The sequence below is a fragment of the Orrella dioscoreae genome (assembly GCF_900089455.2).
GTDB lineage: Bacteria > Pseudomonadota > Gammaproteobacteria > Burkholderiales > Burkholderiaceae_B > Orrella > Orrella dioscoreae.
The window spans coordinates 4,412,968-4,426,114 of record NZ_LT907988.1 but is presented as its reverse complement, the minus strand read 5'-3'; the positions used below and the strand labels follow the sequence as shown (position 1 = coordinate 4,426,114).

Here is a 13,147-nt window from a genome sequence, read left to right as displayed (position 1 = left end):
GCCCAAGGCCCCGGTGCGACAGCGCGCCGGGGCCTTGCGTTTTTCAGCCTGGCTTGCCTGCTGCCCAGCCCCGGGACAGCGCCACGGCCTGGTGCCAGCGCGCGAGCCTGGCGTCCCGCTGGCTGGCATTCCATTCGGGTTCGAAGCGGCGCTCCACTTTCCATTGCGCGGCCAGCTCGTCCTGGCCGGACCAATATTGCAGCGCCAGGCCCGCCAGCCCCGCCGCGCCGCGCGCGGTGGATTCGGCCACGCGGGGGCGCACCACCGGCACGCCCAGCAGGTCGGCCTGCATCTGCATGAGCAGGTCGTTGCGCGCCGCGCCGCCGTCCACGCGCAGTTCGCTGAGGTCCGTGGGGCTGTCGGCGCGCATGGCGCGCAGCAGGTCGGCGCTTTGCAAGGCAATCGACTCCAGCGCCGCGCGCGCCACGTGCGCGCGCGTGGTGCCACGCGTGACGCCCACCAGCGCGCCGCGCGCATAGGGGTCCCAGTGCGGCGCGCCCAGGCCGGTGAAGGCGGGCACCAGAAAGACGTCGTCGGTGTCGGCCACGCTGGTCGCCAGCGCCTCGACTTCATCGGCGCGGCGGATCAGTCCCAGGCCATCGCGCAGCCACTGGATGGCCGCGCCCGCGACGAAGACGCTGCCCTCCAGCATGTAGTCGCTGCGCTCGCCGATGCGCCAGCCCACCGTGGACAGCAGGCGGTGTTGCGACACGGCGGGCGTGGTGCCGACGTTCATGAGCATGAAGCAGCCGGTGCCATAGGTGTTCTTGGCCATGCCCGGTTCGAAGCAGGCCTGGCCGAAGGTGGCGGCCTGCTGGTCGCCCGCCACGCCCGCGATGGGCAAGGCCCCGCCGAAGTGCTCGGGCAGGGTCTTGCCGATGATGCCGCTGCTGGGCGCGATCCCGGGCAGGAGGCTGCGCGGGACGTCCAGCAAGGCCAGCATCTCGTCGCTCCAGTCGCCGGTTGCCAGGTCATAGAGCAGGGTGCGCGACGCGTTGCTGGCGTCGGTGCTGTGCACGTCGCCGCCCGTCAGTTGCCAGACCAGCCAGGTGTCGATGGTGCCGAAGGCCAGTTCGCCGCGCTCGGCGGCCTGGCGTGCGCCAGGCACTTCCCGCAGCAGCCAGGCCAGTTTGGTGCCCGAGAAATAGGCATCGAGTTCCAGGCCGGTGATGTCCCGGATGCGCTCGGCGTGGCCGGCTTCGCGCAGCGTGTCGCACAGCGGCGCGCCGCGGCGGTCCTGCCAGACGATGGCTGGCGCGATGGGGCGGCCCGTGGCGCGCTCCCACAGCACGGTGGTCTCGCGCTGGTTGGTGATGCCCAGGCCCGCCACGTCCGAGGCGGCGGCGCCCGCGTTGCGCAGCGCCTCGCGGGCGGTATCGAGCTGGGTGCGCCAGATGTCCATGGGGTCGTGTTCGACCCAGCCCGGTTGGGGATAGTGCTGCCGAAATTCCTGCTGCGCCGTGCCGCGCACGTTGCCGTCACGGTCGAAGACCATCGCGCGCGAACTGGTGGTGCCCTGGTCCAGCGCGAGAATGAAGGTGCCGTTCGCCATCGTCGGTTGTCTCCTGTTCTTGTCCTTGGGCGGACCTGTCCAGCGGGGACTGCATGGGCACTACGTCACTGCAGCTGTTCTCCGGCCTGGCGGGGCAGGCGCATGAAGGACAGGGCCGAGGCGCAGCACAGCGCCCCGATCACGATGAAGCCCACGATGACGTCCGAGGCAGCCAGCTGGCTGGCGCCGCGCGCGTTCATGGACAGGTTCAGCGTGACCGCCGCCACGCCCACGCCCAGGCTGATGCCCAGCTGCTGCGCCATGGCCGAGAAGGTGCTGGCCTGGCTCATGCGTCCGCTGTCGATTTCGGCATAGGTCAGCGTGTTGACCGCCGTGAACTGCAGCGAGCGGAAGAAACCTCCCACGAGCAGCACCGAGATCATCACCCACGCGGGCGTGCTGGGCGAGAACAGCGCGCAGGCGATGACGAAGACGCCGGTCAGGACGGCATTGACGATCAGGACCTGGCGGAAGCCGAAGCGGCGCAGGATGGGCGCGGCCACGAACTTCATGAGCAGCGCCCCGGTGGCGCCCGCGAAGGTGATCATGCCCGCGGCGAACGGCGTCATGCCGAAGCCGACCTGCAGCAGCATGGCCAGCAAAAAGGGCGTGGCGCCCACGGCGAAGCGGCACAGGTTGCCGCCCAGCGTGGAAATGGCGAAGGTCGGCAGGCGCATCAGCGTCAGGTCGAGGATGGGCGCGGCCGCGCGCCGTGCATGCCAGCCGTACAGGAAACCGCAGGCCAGGCCGCCTGCCACGATGGCCGCCAGCACCGGGGGTGCGAAGGAACCATGGCCGATGCCTTCGAAGGCGGTGACCAGCAGGGCGAGGCAGGCCGCGCTCAGGATGAAGCCGACCAGATCCAGGGGCGGCGCGGCCTCGTCGCGGATTTCCGGGACGTGGCGCAGCACCAGCAGGATGCCCAGGATGCCGATGGGAATGTTGATGAGGAAGATCCAGTGCCAGGACGCGTAGGTGACCAGGAAGCCGCCCAGCGGCGGGCCGACGATGGGCCCGAGCAGGGCGGGCACGGACAGGAAGGACATGGCGCGCAGCAGCTCGTGCTTGGGCACGGTGCGCAGCATGATGACGCGGCCCACGGGCACCATCATGGCCCCGGCCAGGCCCTGCACCACGCGCGCGGCCACGAGTTGCGAGATGTCCTGCGACAGCGCGCAGGCGGCCGAGCTGAGGGCGAACAGGCCGATGGCGGCCAGGAAGACGCGGCGGGCGCCATAGCGGTCGGCCGCCCAGCCGCTGATCGGCACGAAGACCGCCACGGCCAGCAGGTAGGACGTGATGGCGATGTTCAGCCTGACCGGCGTGGTGTTCAGCGCCTGCGCCATGGCGGGCAGGGCGGTGGCAACGACGGTGGCGTCCAGCATCTGCATGAACAGGGCGCAGCCGACGATGAAAGGCAGGATGCGCGCGGCCCGTTGCGGGTCGACGGCACGGGGTGCTGGGGCGTCGCTCATGGCCGGGATTGTAACCGCGCGGGCTGTTGCGCGGACTGAAGTAAACTTCCTTGCATCCCGCCACGTATAGAGATTTCCGGCATCATGGCCAACTACGAATCCGAAGTCACCCGCTTCCTCAAGGACTATAAGAAGGAACATCCCGGCACCGAGCAGGCCCAGCGCGATGGCCGCGCGCGCCTGTGGGACAAGTCCATCGACGCCGAGCAGCAGGAAGGCTTCCGCATCGCCCGCGTGCCGCAGCGCCCCTACGTCTACCAGAACGACTGATCCAGGGTTCCGGGGGATGACGTCCGCCGCCCTGCCGGGCAACGGCCTGGACGCGCTGGTTCAGCCGTCCGAGGACAGCACGCCTGACGTCGTCGACAGCGTGGCGTTGGCGCGCCTGTATGGCGAGCCGCTGTTCGCGCTGCCGCAGGATCTCTACATTCCCCCCGATGCGCTCGAGGTCTTCCTCGAGACTTTCGAAGGTCCGCTGGACCTGCTGCTGTACCTGATCCGCAAGCAGAACTTCAACGTGCTGGACATCCCCATGTCGGAGGTGACCCGGCAATACCTGTCCTACGTCGAACAGATCCGCGAGCACAACCTCGAACTCGCCGCCGAATACCTGCTGATGGCGGCGATGCTCATCGAGATCAAGTCGCGCATGCTGCTGCCGGTGCGCAAGACCGACACCGGCGAAGAGCCCGAAGACCCGCGCGCCGAGCTGGTGCGCCGCCTGCTGGAATACGAGCAGATGAAACTGGCGGCGCGCAAGCTCGATGCGCTGCCGCAGGCCGGGCGCGACTTCATGCGCGCGCAGGCCTGGGCCGACCTGACGACCGAGCGCGTGCTGCCCGAGGTGAACGCCGACGACCTGCGCGCGGCCTGGGCCGACATCATGCGGCGCGCCAAGCTGAACGCCCATCACCACATCACGCGCGAACAGCTTTCCGTGCGCGACCACATGACGCACATCCTGCGCCGCCTGGGCGGCGTGCGCTTCATGGAATTCAGCGACCTGTTCCTGGAGCGCATCAACGAAGGCGCGCCCGCCGCCGTGGTCGTGGTGCACTTCCTGGCCATGCTGGAGCTGGCGCGCGAGTCGCTGCTCGAGATCACGCAGGCCGAGCCCTATGCGCCCATCTACGTGCGCCTGGCCTATACCGCGGCCGACACCGAATAACCGAGACCAAGCCGGCGCCAGCAAGGCCCGCACAGGAGACATGCATTGAAAGTCATCCACGCCATCGACGAATTGCGCGACCAGTTGCGCGGGCAGAACCGCGTCGCCCTGGTCCCCACGATGGGCAAGCTGCACGCCGGCCACCTGGCGTTGATGAAGATGGCACGCCAGCACGGCGACCCCGTGGTGGCCAGCATCTTCGTCAATCGCCTGCAATTCGGTCCGAACGAGGATTTCGACCGGTACCCGCGCGCTTTGCAGGACGACGTGGAAAAGCTGGAAGAACAGCGCGCCGTCTACGTGGTGTTCGCGCCCGATGACAAGGAGATGTACCCCGAGCCGCAGAACTACCGCGTGCAGCCGCCGGGCGACCTGGCCGACATCCTGGAAGGCGAATTCCGTCCCGGCTTCTTCCACGGCGTGTGCACGGTGGTGCTGAAGCTCTTCTCCTGTGTCCAGCCGCGCGTGGCCGTCTTCGGCAAGAAGGACTACCAGCAGCTCATGATCGTGCGCCACATGTGCCGCCAGTTCCAGTTGCCGGTGGAAATCCTGGCCCACGAGACCGTGCGCGACGCCGACGGCCTGGCGCTTTCCTCGCGCAACGTCTACCTGACGCCCGAGGAGCGCGCGGAAGCCCCGCAGCTGTACGCCACGCTGCAGGACGTGCAGGCGGGCCTGCGTGCCGGCGAGCTGGACACCGACGTGCTGGAGGCGCGCGCGCGAGAACGCCTGGCGTCGCGCGGTTGGGGGGTGGACTATGTATCGGTTCGTCGCCAGCACGATCTGCGCAAGGCGTCCCCCGAGCAGGTGCGGGCTGGAGAGCCGCTGGTGGTGCTGGTCGCCGCGAAGCTGGGCGCCACGCGTCTGATCGACAATCTCGAGCTTTGACGCCGCTGCGGCGAGGGCGTGACGGCGCGATATCAACACTTCGTATCGCTTGAAACCACCACGGATCGGCACGCCGATGTGAAAATCCAAGGGACCCAAGGTCGGGACGCCGGTGCGCAGCCCGGCCGCTGCCCGTGCTTCATCGTGTAGGAGTTTCCTTGGATCCGATACTTGCCCAACTCTCGACCTCGCTGCCCGCCGCGAAGTCGATCGAGCAGTTGACCCGCCCACTGCTGGATATGCTGGGCTCCGTGACGGGTCTCGAATCCACCTACCTCACCGCCATTGATCTGGCGCGCGACGTGCAGCAGGTCCGCTACGCCCGCAACGCAGGCAGGATGAACATCCCCGAAGGCTTGACCGTGCCGTGGTCGGACACGCTGTGCAAGCGCGCGCTGGACGATGCGCGCATGGCCACCAACGAGGTGGCTGATTGCTGGGGCGACGCCGAGGCCGCCCGCCAGTTGGGCATCCAGACCTACATGAGCGCGCCGGTGCGTGGCAACGATGGCGAGCTGCTGGGCACGTTGTGCGCGGCCAGTGCCGAGCGCCGCCCCATCAACGACGAATCCCAGACGCTGTTGCGCCTGTTTTCCAATCTTGTGGCGGGATTCATCGAGCGCGAGAAGCTTGTGAAGTCGCTGCAGCAGGCCAATGAGCAGCTGGTGACCTTCGCGCTGACGGACAGCCTGACCGGACTGCCCAACCGCCGGGCGGTGTTCGACCAGACCGACCGCCTGTTGGCGGCCGCCTCGCGCGAGCATGGCAGCGTCCTGCTGGCCGTGGTGGACCTGGACGGTTTCAAGCAGATCAATGATCGCCATGGGCACCGTTGCGGCGACATCTTCCTGCAGGAAATCTCCCGCCGCCTGCAGGCCGCGGCACGCGTGTCGGAAATGGTCGCGCGCATCGGGGGCGATGAGTTCCTGGTGGTGGGGGCCGGTCCCGCCATGCGCGGCATCGTGGGGGCGAAAGCGGGAGGCCGCATCACGCAGGGCGAGCCCGCGGAGGCCGCGGCGCGCTGGCAGGAACGCCTGACCGAGGCAACGGTCGGCGAGTTCAAGCTGGACGATGACGTCGTCCGCTACGACGGCGCCAGCGTGGGCGTGGTGGCCGTGGGGCCGGCAGGCATGTCGGCGCAGACCGCGATCCGCGAGGCCGACGAACTCATGTACGAGGTCAAGCGCAAGCGCAAGGCCGCCATCGGCGAAGCCCCGCGCCAGGACGAGCCCCGCGGCGACTGAGCGCCGGCACGCGGGCGGCGTGCGGGCGCCTTCAGGCCGCCGCGCGCGCGGGCGGAGCCAGGAAGGTCTGCTCCAGCCAGTGGATGTCGTACTGTCCCGCGGCAATGTCGGGGTCGGCCGCCAGCCTGCGCAGCAAGGGCAGCGTGGTCTTCACGCCTTCGATGAGGCATTCGTCCAGCGCCCGCCGCAGCCGCGCCAGGCATTCCGTGCGATCCCTGCCGTGCACGATCAGCTTGGCGATCAGGCTGTCGTAGTAGGGCGGAATCTCATAGCCGGTATAGATGGCCGAGTCCACGCGCACGCCCAGGCCGCCGGGCGCGCGGAACTGCGTGACCCGGCCCGGCGAGGGCAGGAAGGTGTCGGGATCTTCCGCGGTGATGCGGCATTCGATGGCATGCCCCTGCGAGCGGATCTCCTGCTGCGTGACCGACAGGCCCAGCCCTGCCGCGATGCGCAGCTGTTCGATCACCAGGTCCACGCCCGTGACGGCTTCCGTGACCGGATGCTCGACCTGCAGGCGCGTGTTCATCTCGATGAAGTAGAACTCGCCGTTCTCGTACAGGAATTCGATGGTGCCCGCGCCGCGATAGCGCATGGCCGACATGGCCTGGGCCACGATGCGCCCGATGCGTCCGCGGCTTTCCGGCGTCAGGGTGGGCGCATGCGCCTCTTCCCAGACTTTCTGGTGGCGCCGTTGCAGCGAGCAGTCGCGCTCGCCCAGATGGATGGCGCCGCCCTGGCCGTCACCCAGCACCTGCACTTCGATGTGCCTTGGCTGGGCCAGGTATTTCTCGATGTAGACCGTGCCGTCGCCAAAGGCGGATTGCGCCTCGGCACGCGCGGCGGCCAAGGCCTGGCGCAGCTCGCCGGCCTGGCGGACCACCTTCATGCCGCGTCCGCCGCCGCCCGCCGACGCCTTCACGATGACGGGGTAGCCGATCTCACCGGCCAGGCGCGCGGCCTCGTCATCGCTGTCCACCGCGCCAGCCGAACCCGGCACCACGGGGATGCCCAGCTCGCGCGCCGTGCGCTTGGCCTGGACCTTGTCGCCCATCAGCCGGATGTGCTCGGCGGTGGGGCCGATGAAAGCGATGCCGCGCGTCTCCAGTTCCCGGGCGAAGGCGGCGTTCTCGGAGAGGAAGCCGTAGCCGGGATGGACGGCCTCGGCGCCGGAGATCTCGCAGGCGCTGACGACGTTGGCGATGTTCAGGTAGCTGTCGCGTGAGCTGGGCTTGCCGATGCAGACGCGCTCGTCGGCCAGGCGCACGTGCAGCGCCTGGGTGTCGGCGGTGGAGTGCACCGCCACGGTACGGATGCCGAGTTCGCGGCAGGCGGCCATGACCCGCAGCGCGATCTCGCCGCGATTGGCGATGAGGACCTTCTTGAACATGGCGGCCTCAGTCCAGGACGACCAGCGGCTGGTCGAACTCGACACCCTGGCCATCGGCCACCAGCACCTCGGCCACGCGGCCGTCCTGCGGCGCGGTGATGTGGTTCAGCGTCTTCATGGCCTCCACCACCAGCAGCGTCTGGCCTTCCTTGACCGTGTCGCCCACCTTTACGAAAGGGCCTTCGCCGGGGGCGGGGGCCAGATAGGCGACGCCGACGAGGGGAGCGGTGACCTGGCAGGTCTTCGCCGGGGCAGGGAGGGAGGGGCTGGCCGCTGGCGGCGTGTCTGCGACAGGCCCGGCGGGCGTGGCAATCGCGGCGGGCAGGGAGGACGAGCTCGGCGCACTGGAGGCAGGCTGGCGGGCCAGCCGCAGCCGGCAATCCGCGCGGGCAATCTCCAGCTCACCCAGCTGGGTGTCGCGCAGCAGCAGGGCGAGTTCGCGCAGCAGCGGCAGGTCGACGTCGGAAGCAGCAATGGTCATGGCTCGGCACTCACGTTCAGACGAGGCCCGGCAGATACGTGACGATCTGCGGGAAGAAGGTGATCAGGTAGACGAAGCACACCATGATCAGGAAGAAGGGCAGGGCCGCGAGCGCGATGCGGACCATCTTTTCCTTCGTCAGCCCCTGTATCACGAACAGGTTGATGCCCACGGGTGGCGTGATCTGCGCCATCTCGATCACGATGATGAGAAAGACGCCGAACCAGATCTTGTCGTAGCCCGCGCCGGTGATGAGCGGGATCACGATGGGCAGCGTCATGACCATCAGCGACATGCCCTCCAGGAAGCAGCCCAGCAGGACGTAGATGAGCAGCAGCAGGGTGATGAGCGCGATCGGGCCCAGCTCCATGCTCCTGATGTAGGCCGAGACGGCCTGCGGCAGGCCCAGGAAGCCCATTGCCACGGACAGGAAGCTGGCCGCCGCGATGATCAGGCCCAGCATGCTGGCGGTGCGCGCGGCGCCGATGCACGATTCCTTGATGACCTTCCAGCTCAGGGAGCGCTCGATCAGCATCACCAGGCAGGTGAGGCCGACGGCCAGCGCGGCCGCCTCGGACGGGCTGGCCAGGCCGGCATACATCGAGCCCAGCACGGCGGCCATGAGGCCCACGAAAGGCAGCAGCGAGGGAATGCCGCGCAGGCGCTCGCCCCAGATGCCCTGGCTGCGTTTCTCTGCCTGCGGCTGCGTGCGCGGCACGAAGAAGGAGGCGATGGCCAGGTAGCCCATGAACATCAGCGCCAGCACGAGGCCGGGGATGATGCCGGCGGCGAAGAGCTTGATCACGGAGGTCTGCGACAGCACGCCGTAGATGATCATGATGATGCTGGGCGGGATCAGGAAACCCAGCGTGCCGGCGCCGGCCAGCGAGCCCATGGACATCGCGCGGTTGTAGCCACGCTTCTCCAGCTCGGGCAGCGTCAGGCGTCCGATGGCCGAGGTGGTGGCGGCGGAGGAGCCCGAGATCAGCGCGAAGAAGGTGCAGCCCAGCACGTTGGTGTGCAGCAGGCCGCCGGGCAGGTTGCGCACCCACGGCTCCAGCGAGGCGAACAGGTTGTTGGTGAAGCGTGAGCGGTACAGCAACTCCGCCATCAGGATGAAGAGCGGCAGGGCCACCAGCTCGGGCGAGGACAGGCCGTTCCAGATGGACTGCGCCAGCAGCTTGTCGACGGGGATGCTGCGGAACAACGTCAGGCTGCCGATGCCCACGCCCATGAGGCTCAGGCTGACCCAGGCGCCCGTGCCCAGCAGGACGAACAGCAGGCCGATGGTGGTGATGATGGCGATAGGCATGATGGAATCCCTTTCAGCTTATTCGGCGGAGACCGACTGGTGCGACCAGTCGATTTCCTCTGGCTGCCTGCACAGCGTCTGCACGAGGCGCAGCACGAGCTGCAGCGTCAGCAGGCAGGCACCGAAGGCCACGGCGCTGGCGGGATAGACCAGCGGAATGTCGTTGACCGTGCCGCTGGTGCGGCCGGTGGCGGCGAAGTTCATGGCGAAACGCACGAGCGCCAGCGAGAGGTAGCCCGAGATCGCCAGGCCGACGATCGTCGACAGGATCTCGAAGGCGCGCGGCGAGAGTTGCTGGATCAGCGTGACGCGGATGTGCCCGCCGGTGCGCAGCGTGAAGGACGCCGCCAGGAAGATGGCGCAGATGTGGAAATAGGCGCCGACTTCCCAGACGAAGGGAAGGCTGGTTCCCAGGAAGTTGCGCGCGATGATTTCCGCGATCTGCATGATGGCGATGCTGAAGAGCAGGGCACCAGCCAGGTACCCCAGCAGCATCGAGAACGTGTCGATGGCATGGCTGATCTTGCGCAGCATGGTTCTACCCGTTTGCGAAGAGGTGGCGTGCCAGCGCGAAAAGCCGCCGTCAGGCGGCTTGCGCCGGAAGGAGGGTCAACGCTTCTCGAAGGCGTCGACGATGGCCCGGGCCTTGGGGTCCATGCGCTTGATGGCGGCTTCGCGGATGGGCACCGTGCGGGTGCTCAGTTCCTCGCGCAGAGCGTCGCTGACCGTGCCCATGATCATGCCGTTGGCGGTCAGCTTGGCGATCATCGCTTCGTCGACCTGGCGGGCGGTGTCCCAGAACCTGGGCTCCATTTCCCTGCCCAGGCGCTCGAGCGTGGCCTGCTGCTCGGCGCTCAGGCTGCGCCAGGCGTCCAGGTTCACGCTGACCAGGTTGGTGTTCCAGGTCTGGCGGATGGGGTAGGCATACTTCAGCAGTTCCCAGAACGAGCCGTCCACCGCCGAGGGCGAGGACGTGCCCACCGCTTCGATGGCGCCCGCCGCCAGCGAGGGCACGACTTCACCCCAGGGCAGCTGCACCGGCACCATGCCCGCGGCGTGGAAGATCTCGGTGGACTGCTTGTCCGACGAGCGGATGCGCAGGCCGCGCATGTCCGCGATGGTCTCGATGGGTTTCTTGGTGAAGATCTGCTGTTGCGGCCAGGGGATGGAGAACAGGATCTTCTGGTTGTTCTTCGCGAAGATCTCGTCGAGCAGCGGACGATAGCGCTTGCTGAAGTCCTGCAGGCCCTCGAAGTCCTTGATCAGGTAGGGCTGCGATTCCAGACCCAGCGTCAGGTTCTCGCCCACCTGCTGGTTGAGCAGCATGTCGCCGATGGGCACCAGGCCGTCGCGGATGGCCGACAGCATCTCGGGGCCCTTGAAGCCCAGCGCGCCCGCGGGGTGGGTGGTGATCACCACCTGGCCCTGGGTCTGTTCCTTGACCTGGGCCGCGTACTGTTCGACGCTCTTGACGATGTAGTTGTCGGCGGGCCAGGCCAGCGGCAGGTCCCACTGGGTGGCGGCGTGAGCGGCGCCCTGGGCGGCAAGGCCCAGGCAGGCGGAGGCAAGCAGTGCGGAAATGCGGTTCATGTGTTTCTTCCCTTGTTTTGTGTCGCGCTGGATCTTTTATCGCGCCTTGGTCGCGCGCGGTCGCGTGGCTGGGGCGGACTGGGCCGGCTTGCGCCGGCCTGCCCGTCTGATTGGTGTTTGTCTCCCGCCAGCCCTTATTCCGCCTTGCTGTAGGCGCTGACATAGCGCCCTTCGCGAATGCTGAGCAGGATCTCGTCTTCCTTGCGCGCCTGGGCCTCGACGGCCTCGATCAGCGTCTCGGCTTCGGCCGGGCTGACGACGACCACGCCGTCTTCATCGCCGACGATGATGTCGCCGGGTTGCACGACCATGCCGCCGATGCTGACCGGCACGCCGATGTGGCCGGGGCCGCTCTTGTAGGGCCCCACGTGGATGGCCGCGCGCGCGAAGACAGGGAAGCTGCCCGCAGCGATGGCGCCGCTGTCGCGGATCGCGCCGTCGATGATCATGCCGGCGGCACCGCGGTGCTGGGCGATGCTGCTCATGATCTCGCCGATCAGCGCGCGGCTGGTGTCGCCGCCGCCGTCGACCACGATCACGTCGCCAGGCTGGATCTGGTCCAGCGCCTGGTGGATGGTGGCGTTGTCGCCGGGCCGGGTCTTCACGGTCAGCGCGCGGCCGACCATGATGCCGGTGACGGCGTGGAAGGGGCGGATGCCCACGCCGCCTGGCAGGCGCTGCAGGTTGTCGCTGATGAGCGAAGTGGCCACCTTGCGGTAGCGGTCGAGCAGGGCGCCGGAGACGGCAGGACGGGTATCGGACATGGTGGCGTTCCTGGTGGGTCTGGTTGAAAGAGGCGTTCAGGCGAGACGGGCGCAGGCCTGCGCCATGCGCGCGCAGCCGCGCTCGATGGTCTGCAGCGAGGTGGCGAAGGACAGCCGCAGGTGGCCCGGCATGCCATAGGCGCTGCCATCCATCACCGCGACGCCGGCTTCGTCCAGCAGGTACATGACCAGGTCGCGGTCATCGGCCACGACCTGCCCGCCGGGCGTGCGCTTGCCCAGCAGCGCCTGCACCGAGGGGAAGAGATAGAACGCGCCTTGCGGCAGGCGGCAGTCCACGCCGGGAATGGCGCTGACGGCCTTGTGCATGACGTCGCGGCGGTGCTCGTAGACCTGCCGGGTTTCCTCGATGAATTCCTGGTCGCCCTTGAGCGCCGTCAGCGCGCCGGCCTGGGCGATCGAGCTTACGCAAGTGGTGCTCTGGCCGATCAGCTTGCCCATGGCGTTGATGAGCGCTTGCGGACCGGCCGCGTAGCCGATGCGCCAGCCGGTCATGGCATAGCTCTTGGAGAAGCCATTGATGAGCAGCGTGCGTGCGGCCAGTTCGGGCGCGGCCGCGACCAGGTTCACATGCCGGTGCTGGTCGTAGGCCAGGTATTCATAGATGTCGTCGGTCATGACCATGACCTCGGGGTGCCCGGCCAGCACGTCGGCCAGCGCGCGCAGTTCGTCGCGGGTATAGATGGCGCCGCCCGGATTGCCGGGCGCGTTCAGCACGACCCAGCGGGTGCGCGGCGTCAGGGCCGCGGCCAGCGCCTGCGGCGTGAGCTTGAAGTCATTGGCAGCAGTGGTGGGCACGACGACGGGCACGCCGTCATAGAGCGTGACGATGTCCGGGTAAGAGACCCAGTAGGGCGCCGGGACGATCACCTCGTCGCCGTCGTCCAGCGTGGCGGCGAAGGATTCGTTGATGAGTTGCTTGGCGCCCGAGCCGACGATGACCTGCGCGGCCGTGTAGTCGTGGCCGGCGTCGCGGCGCAGCTTGTCGGCGATGGCCTGGCGCAGCGGCGCGACGCCCGCGGTGGGGGTGTAGTGGGTGTCGCCGCCACGCATGGCGTCGATGGCGCCCTGCACGATGTGCGCGGGGGTGTCCATATCGGGTTCACCGATGGTGAAGTCGATGATTTCCTTTCCCTGCGCCTGCAGCTCGGTGACGCGTTGCTTGGCCGCGATGCTGGCCGATGGTTGCATGCGGGTGACGCGGCGGGACAGTCTGACCGTCATTCTTTTGGCTCTCTGTGGGTCGACGAGATTGGTTCAAGTAC

Annotated in this window: 13 protein-coding genes; 4 read left to right on the top strand and 9 right to left on the bottom strand. The window is 68.1% G+C overall.

What is annotated here, in order from left to right; all coding sequences use genetic code 11:
• Nucleotides 1-43: 43 nt before the first annotated feature.
• Complete coding sequence (gene glpK / locus ODI_RS20315; RefSeq protein ID WP_067750694.1) at nt 44-1,552, bottom strand: glycerol kinase GlpK; 1,509 nt, start codon at nt 1,550-1,552, stop codon at nt 44-46.
• Between the two features lie 65 nt (nt 1,553-1,617).
• Complete coding sequence (locus ODI_RS20310) at nt 1,618-3,027, bottom strand: MFS transporter (RefSeq protein ID WP_098020953.1); 1,410 nt, start codon at nt 3,025-3,027, stop codon at nt 1,618-1,620.
• 81 nt (nt 3,028-3,108) lie between these two features.
• On the opposite strand from ODI_RS20310, the gene ODI_RS20305 reads away from it, so the two are divergent.
• The 4 genes from ODI_RS20305 (at nt 3,109) to ODI_RS20290 (ending at nt 6,327) form a co-directional block, all read left to right on the top strand.
• On the top strand, nt 3,109-3,297 hold the full coding sequence (locus ODI_RS20305; RefSeq protein WP_098020952.1) for a DUF3460 family protein: 189 nt from the start codon (nt 3,109-3,111) through the stop codon (nt 3,295-3,297).
• A gap of 16 nt (nt 3,298-3,313) precedes the next feature.
• Nucleotides 3,314-4,195 carry a segregation and condensation protein A gene (locus tag ODI_RS20300; protein WP_067750690.1) on the top strand — a complete coding sequence of 294 codons (882 nt, stop codon included), beginning with the start codon at nt 3,314-3,316 and terminating at the stop codon, nt 4,193-4,195.
• A gap of 45 nt (nt 4,196-4,240) precedes the next feature.
• Nucleotides 4,241-5,083 carry a pantoate--beta-alanine ligase gene (gene panC, locus ODI_RS20295; protein WP_067750687.1) on the top strand — a complete coding sequence of 281 codons (843 nt, stop codon included), beginning with the start codon at nt 4,241-4,243 and terminating at the stop codon, nt 5,081-5,083.
• 158 nt (nt 5,084-5,241) lie between these two features.
• On the top strand, nt 5,242-6,327 hold the full coding sequence (locus tag ODI_RS20290) for a GGDEF domain-containing protein (RefSeq protein ID WP_082985194.1): 1,086 nt from the start codon (nt 5,242-5,244) through the stop codon (nt 6,325-6,327).
• Nucleotides 6,328-6,358: 31 nt separating this feature from the next.
• Here ODI_RS20290 and accC read toward each other — a convergent pair whose 3' ends face one another.
• The 7 genes from accC to ODI_RS20255 form a co-directional block, all read right to left on the bottom strand.
• Nucleotides 6,359-7,717, bottom strand: a complete 1,359-nt coding sequence (accC, locus tag ODI_RS20285) for an acetyl-CoA carboxylase biotin carboxylase subunit (RefSeq protein WP_067750682.1) — start codon at nt 7,715-7,717, stop codon at nt 6,359-6,361.
• A 7-nt stretch (nt 7,718-7,724) separates the two neighbouring features.
• Nucleotides 7,725-8,198, bottom strand: a complete 474-nt coding sequence (locus tag ODI_RS20280) for an acetyl-CoA carboxylase biotin carboxyl carrier protein (protein ID WP_067750679.1) — start codon at nt 8,196-8,198, stop codon at nt 7,725-7,727.
• A gap of 16 nt (nt 8,199-8,214) precedes the next feature.
• The gene (locus ODI_RS20275) at nt 8,215-9,510 is read right to left on the bottom strand and encodes a TRAP transporter large permease (RefSeq protein WP_067750676.1); all 1,296 of its coding nucleotides are present in this window, start codon (nt 9,508-9,510) and stop codon (nt 8,215-8,217) included.
• Nucleotides 9,511-9,528: 18 nt separating this feature from the next.
• Nucleotides 9,529-10,044: a TRAP transporter small permease subunit gene (locus tag ODI_RS20270; protein WP_067750674.1), complete on the bottom strand. Its 516-nt coding sequence runs from the start codon at nt 10,042-10,044 to the stop codon at nt 9,529-9,531.
• A gap of 75 nt (nt 10,045-10,119) precedes the next feature.
• Nucleotides 10,120-11,100, bottom strand: coding sequence for a TRAP transporter substrate-binding protein (locus ODI_RS20265; RefSeq protein WP_067750671.1), 981 nt, complete (start codon nt 11,098-11,100; stop codon nt 10,120-10,122).
• A gap of 134 nt (nt 11,101-11,234) precedes the next feature.
• Complete coding sequence (locus tag ODI_RS20260; protein ID WP_067750667.1) at nt 11,235-11,864, bottom strand: RraA family protein; 630 nt, start codon at nt 11,862-11,864, stop codon at nt 11,235-11,237.
• Nucleotides 11,865-11,900: 36 nt separating this feature from the next.
• Nucleotides 11,901-13,106: a pyridoxal phosphate-dependent aminotransferase gene (locus ODI_RS20255; protein WP_067750664.1), complete on the bottom strand. Its 1,206-nt coding sequence runs from the start codon at nt 13,104-13,106 to the stop codon at nt 11,901-11,903.
• Nucleotides 13,107-13,147: the final 41 nt, after the last annotated feature.

Bases quoted from the DNA above. Each gene is read 5' to 3' on its own strand.
- glpK (WP_067750694.1), bottom strand. From the start codon at position 1,552: ATGGCGAACGGCACCTTCATTCTCGCGCTGGACCAGGGCACCACCAGT.
- ODI_RS20310 (WP_098020953.1), bottom strand. From the start codon at position 3,027: ATGAGCGACGCCCCAGCACCCCGTGCCGTCGACCCGCAACGGGCCGCG.
- ODI_RS20300 (WP_067750690.1), top strand. From the start codon at position 3,314: ATGACGTCCGCCGCCCTGCCGGGCAACGGCCTGGACGCGCTGGTTCAG.
- accC (WP_067750682.1), bottom strand. From the start codon at position 7,717: ATGTTCAAGAAGGTCCTCATCGCCAATCGCGGCGAGATCGCGCTGCGG.
- ODI_RS20280 (WP_067750679.1), bottom strand. From the start codon at position 8,198: ATGACCATTGCTGCTTCCGACGTCGACCTGCCGCTGCTGCGCGAACTC.
- ODI_RS20275 (WP_067750676.1), bottom strand. From the start codon at position 9,510: ATGCCTATCGCCATCATCACCACCATCGGCCTGCTGTTCGTCCTGCTG.
- ODI_RS20270 (WP_067750674.1), bottom strand. From the start codon at position 10,044: ATGCTGCGCAAGATCAGCCATGCCATCGACACGTTCTCGATGCTGCTG.
- ODI_RS20265 (WP_067750671.1), bottom strand. From the start codon at position 11,100: ATGAACCGCATTTCCGCACTGCTTGCCTCCGCCTGCCTGGGCCTTGCC.
- ODI_RS20260 (WP_067750667.1), bottom strand. From the start codon at position 11,864: ATGTCCGATACCCGTCCTGCCGTCTCCGGCGCCCTGCTCGACCGCTAC.
- ODI_RS20255 (WP_067750664.1), bottom strand. From the start codon at position 13,106: ATGACGGTCAGACTGTCCCGCCGCGTCACCCGCATGCAACCATCGGCC.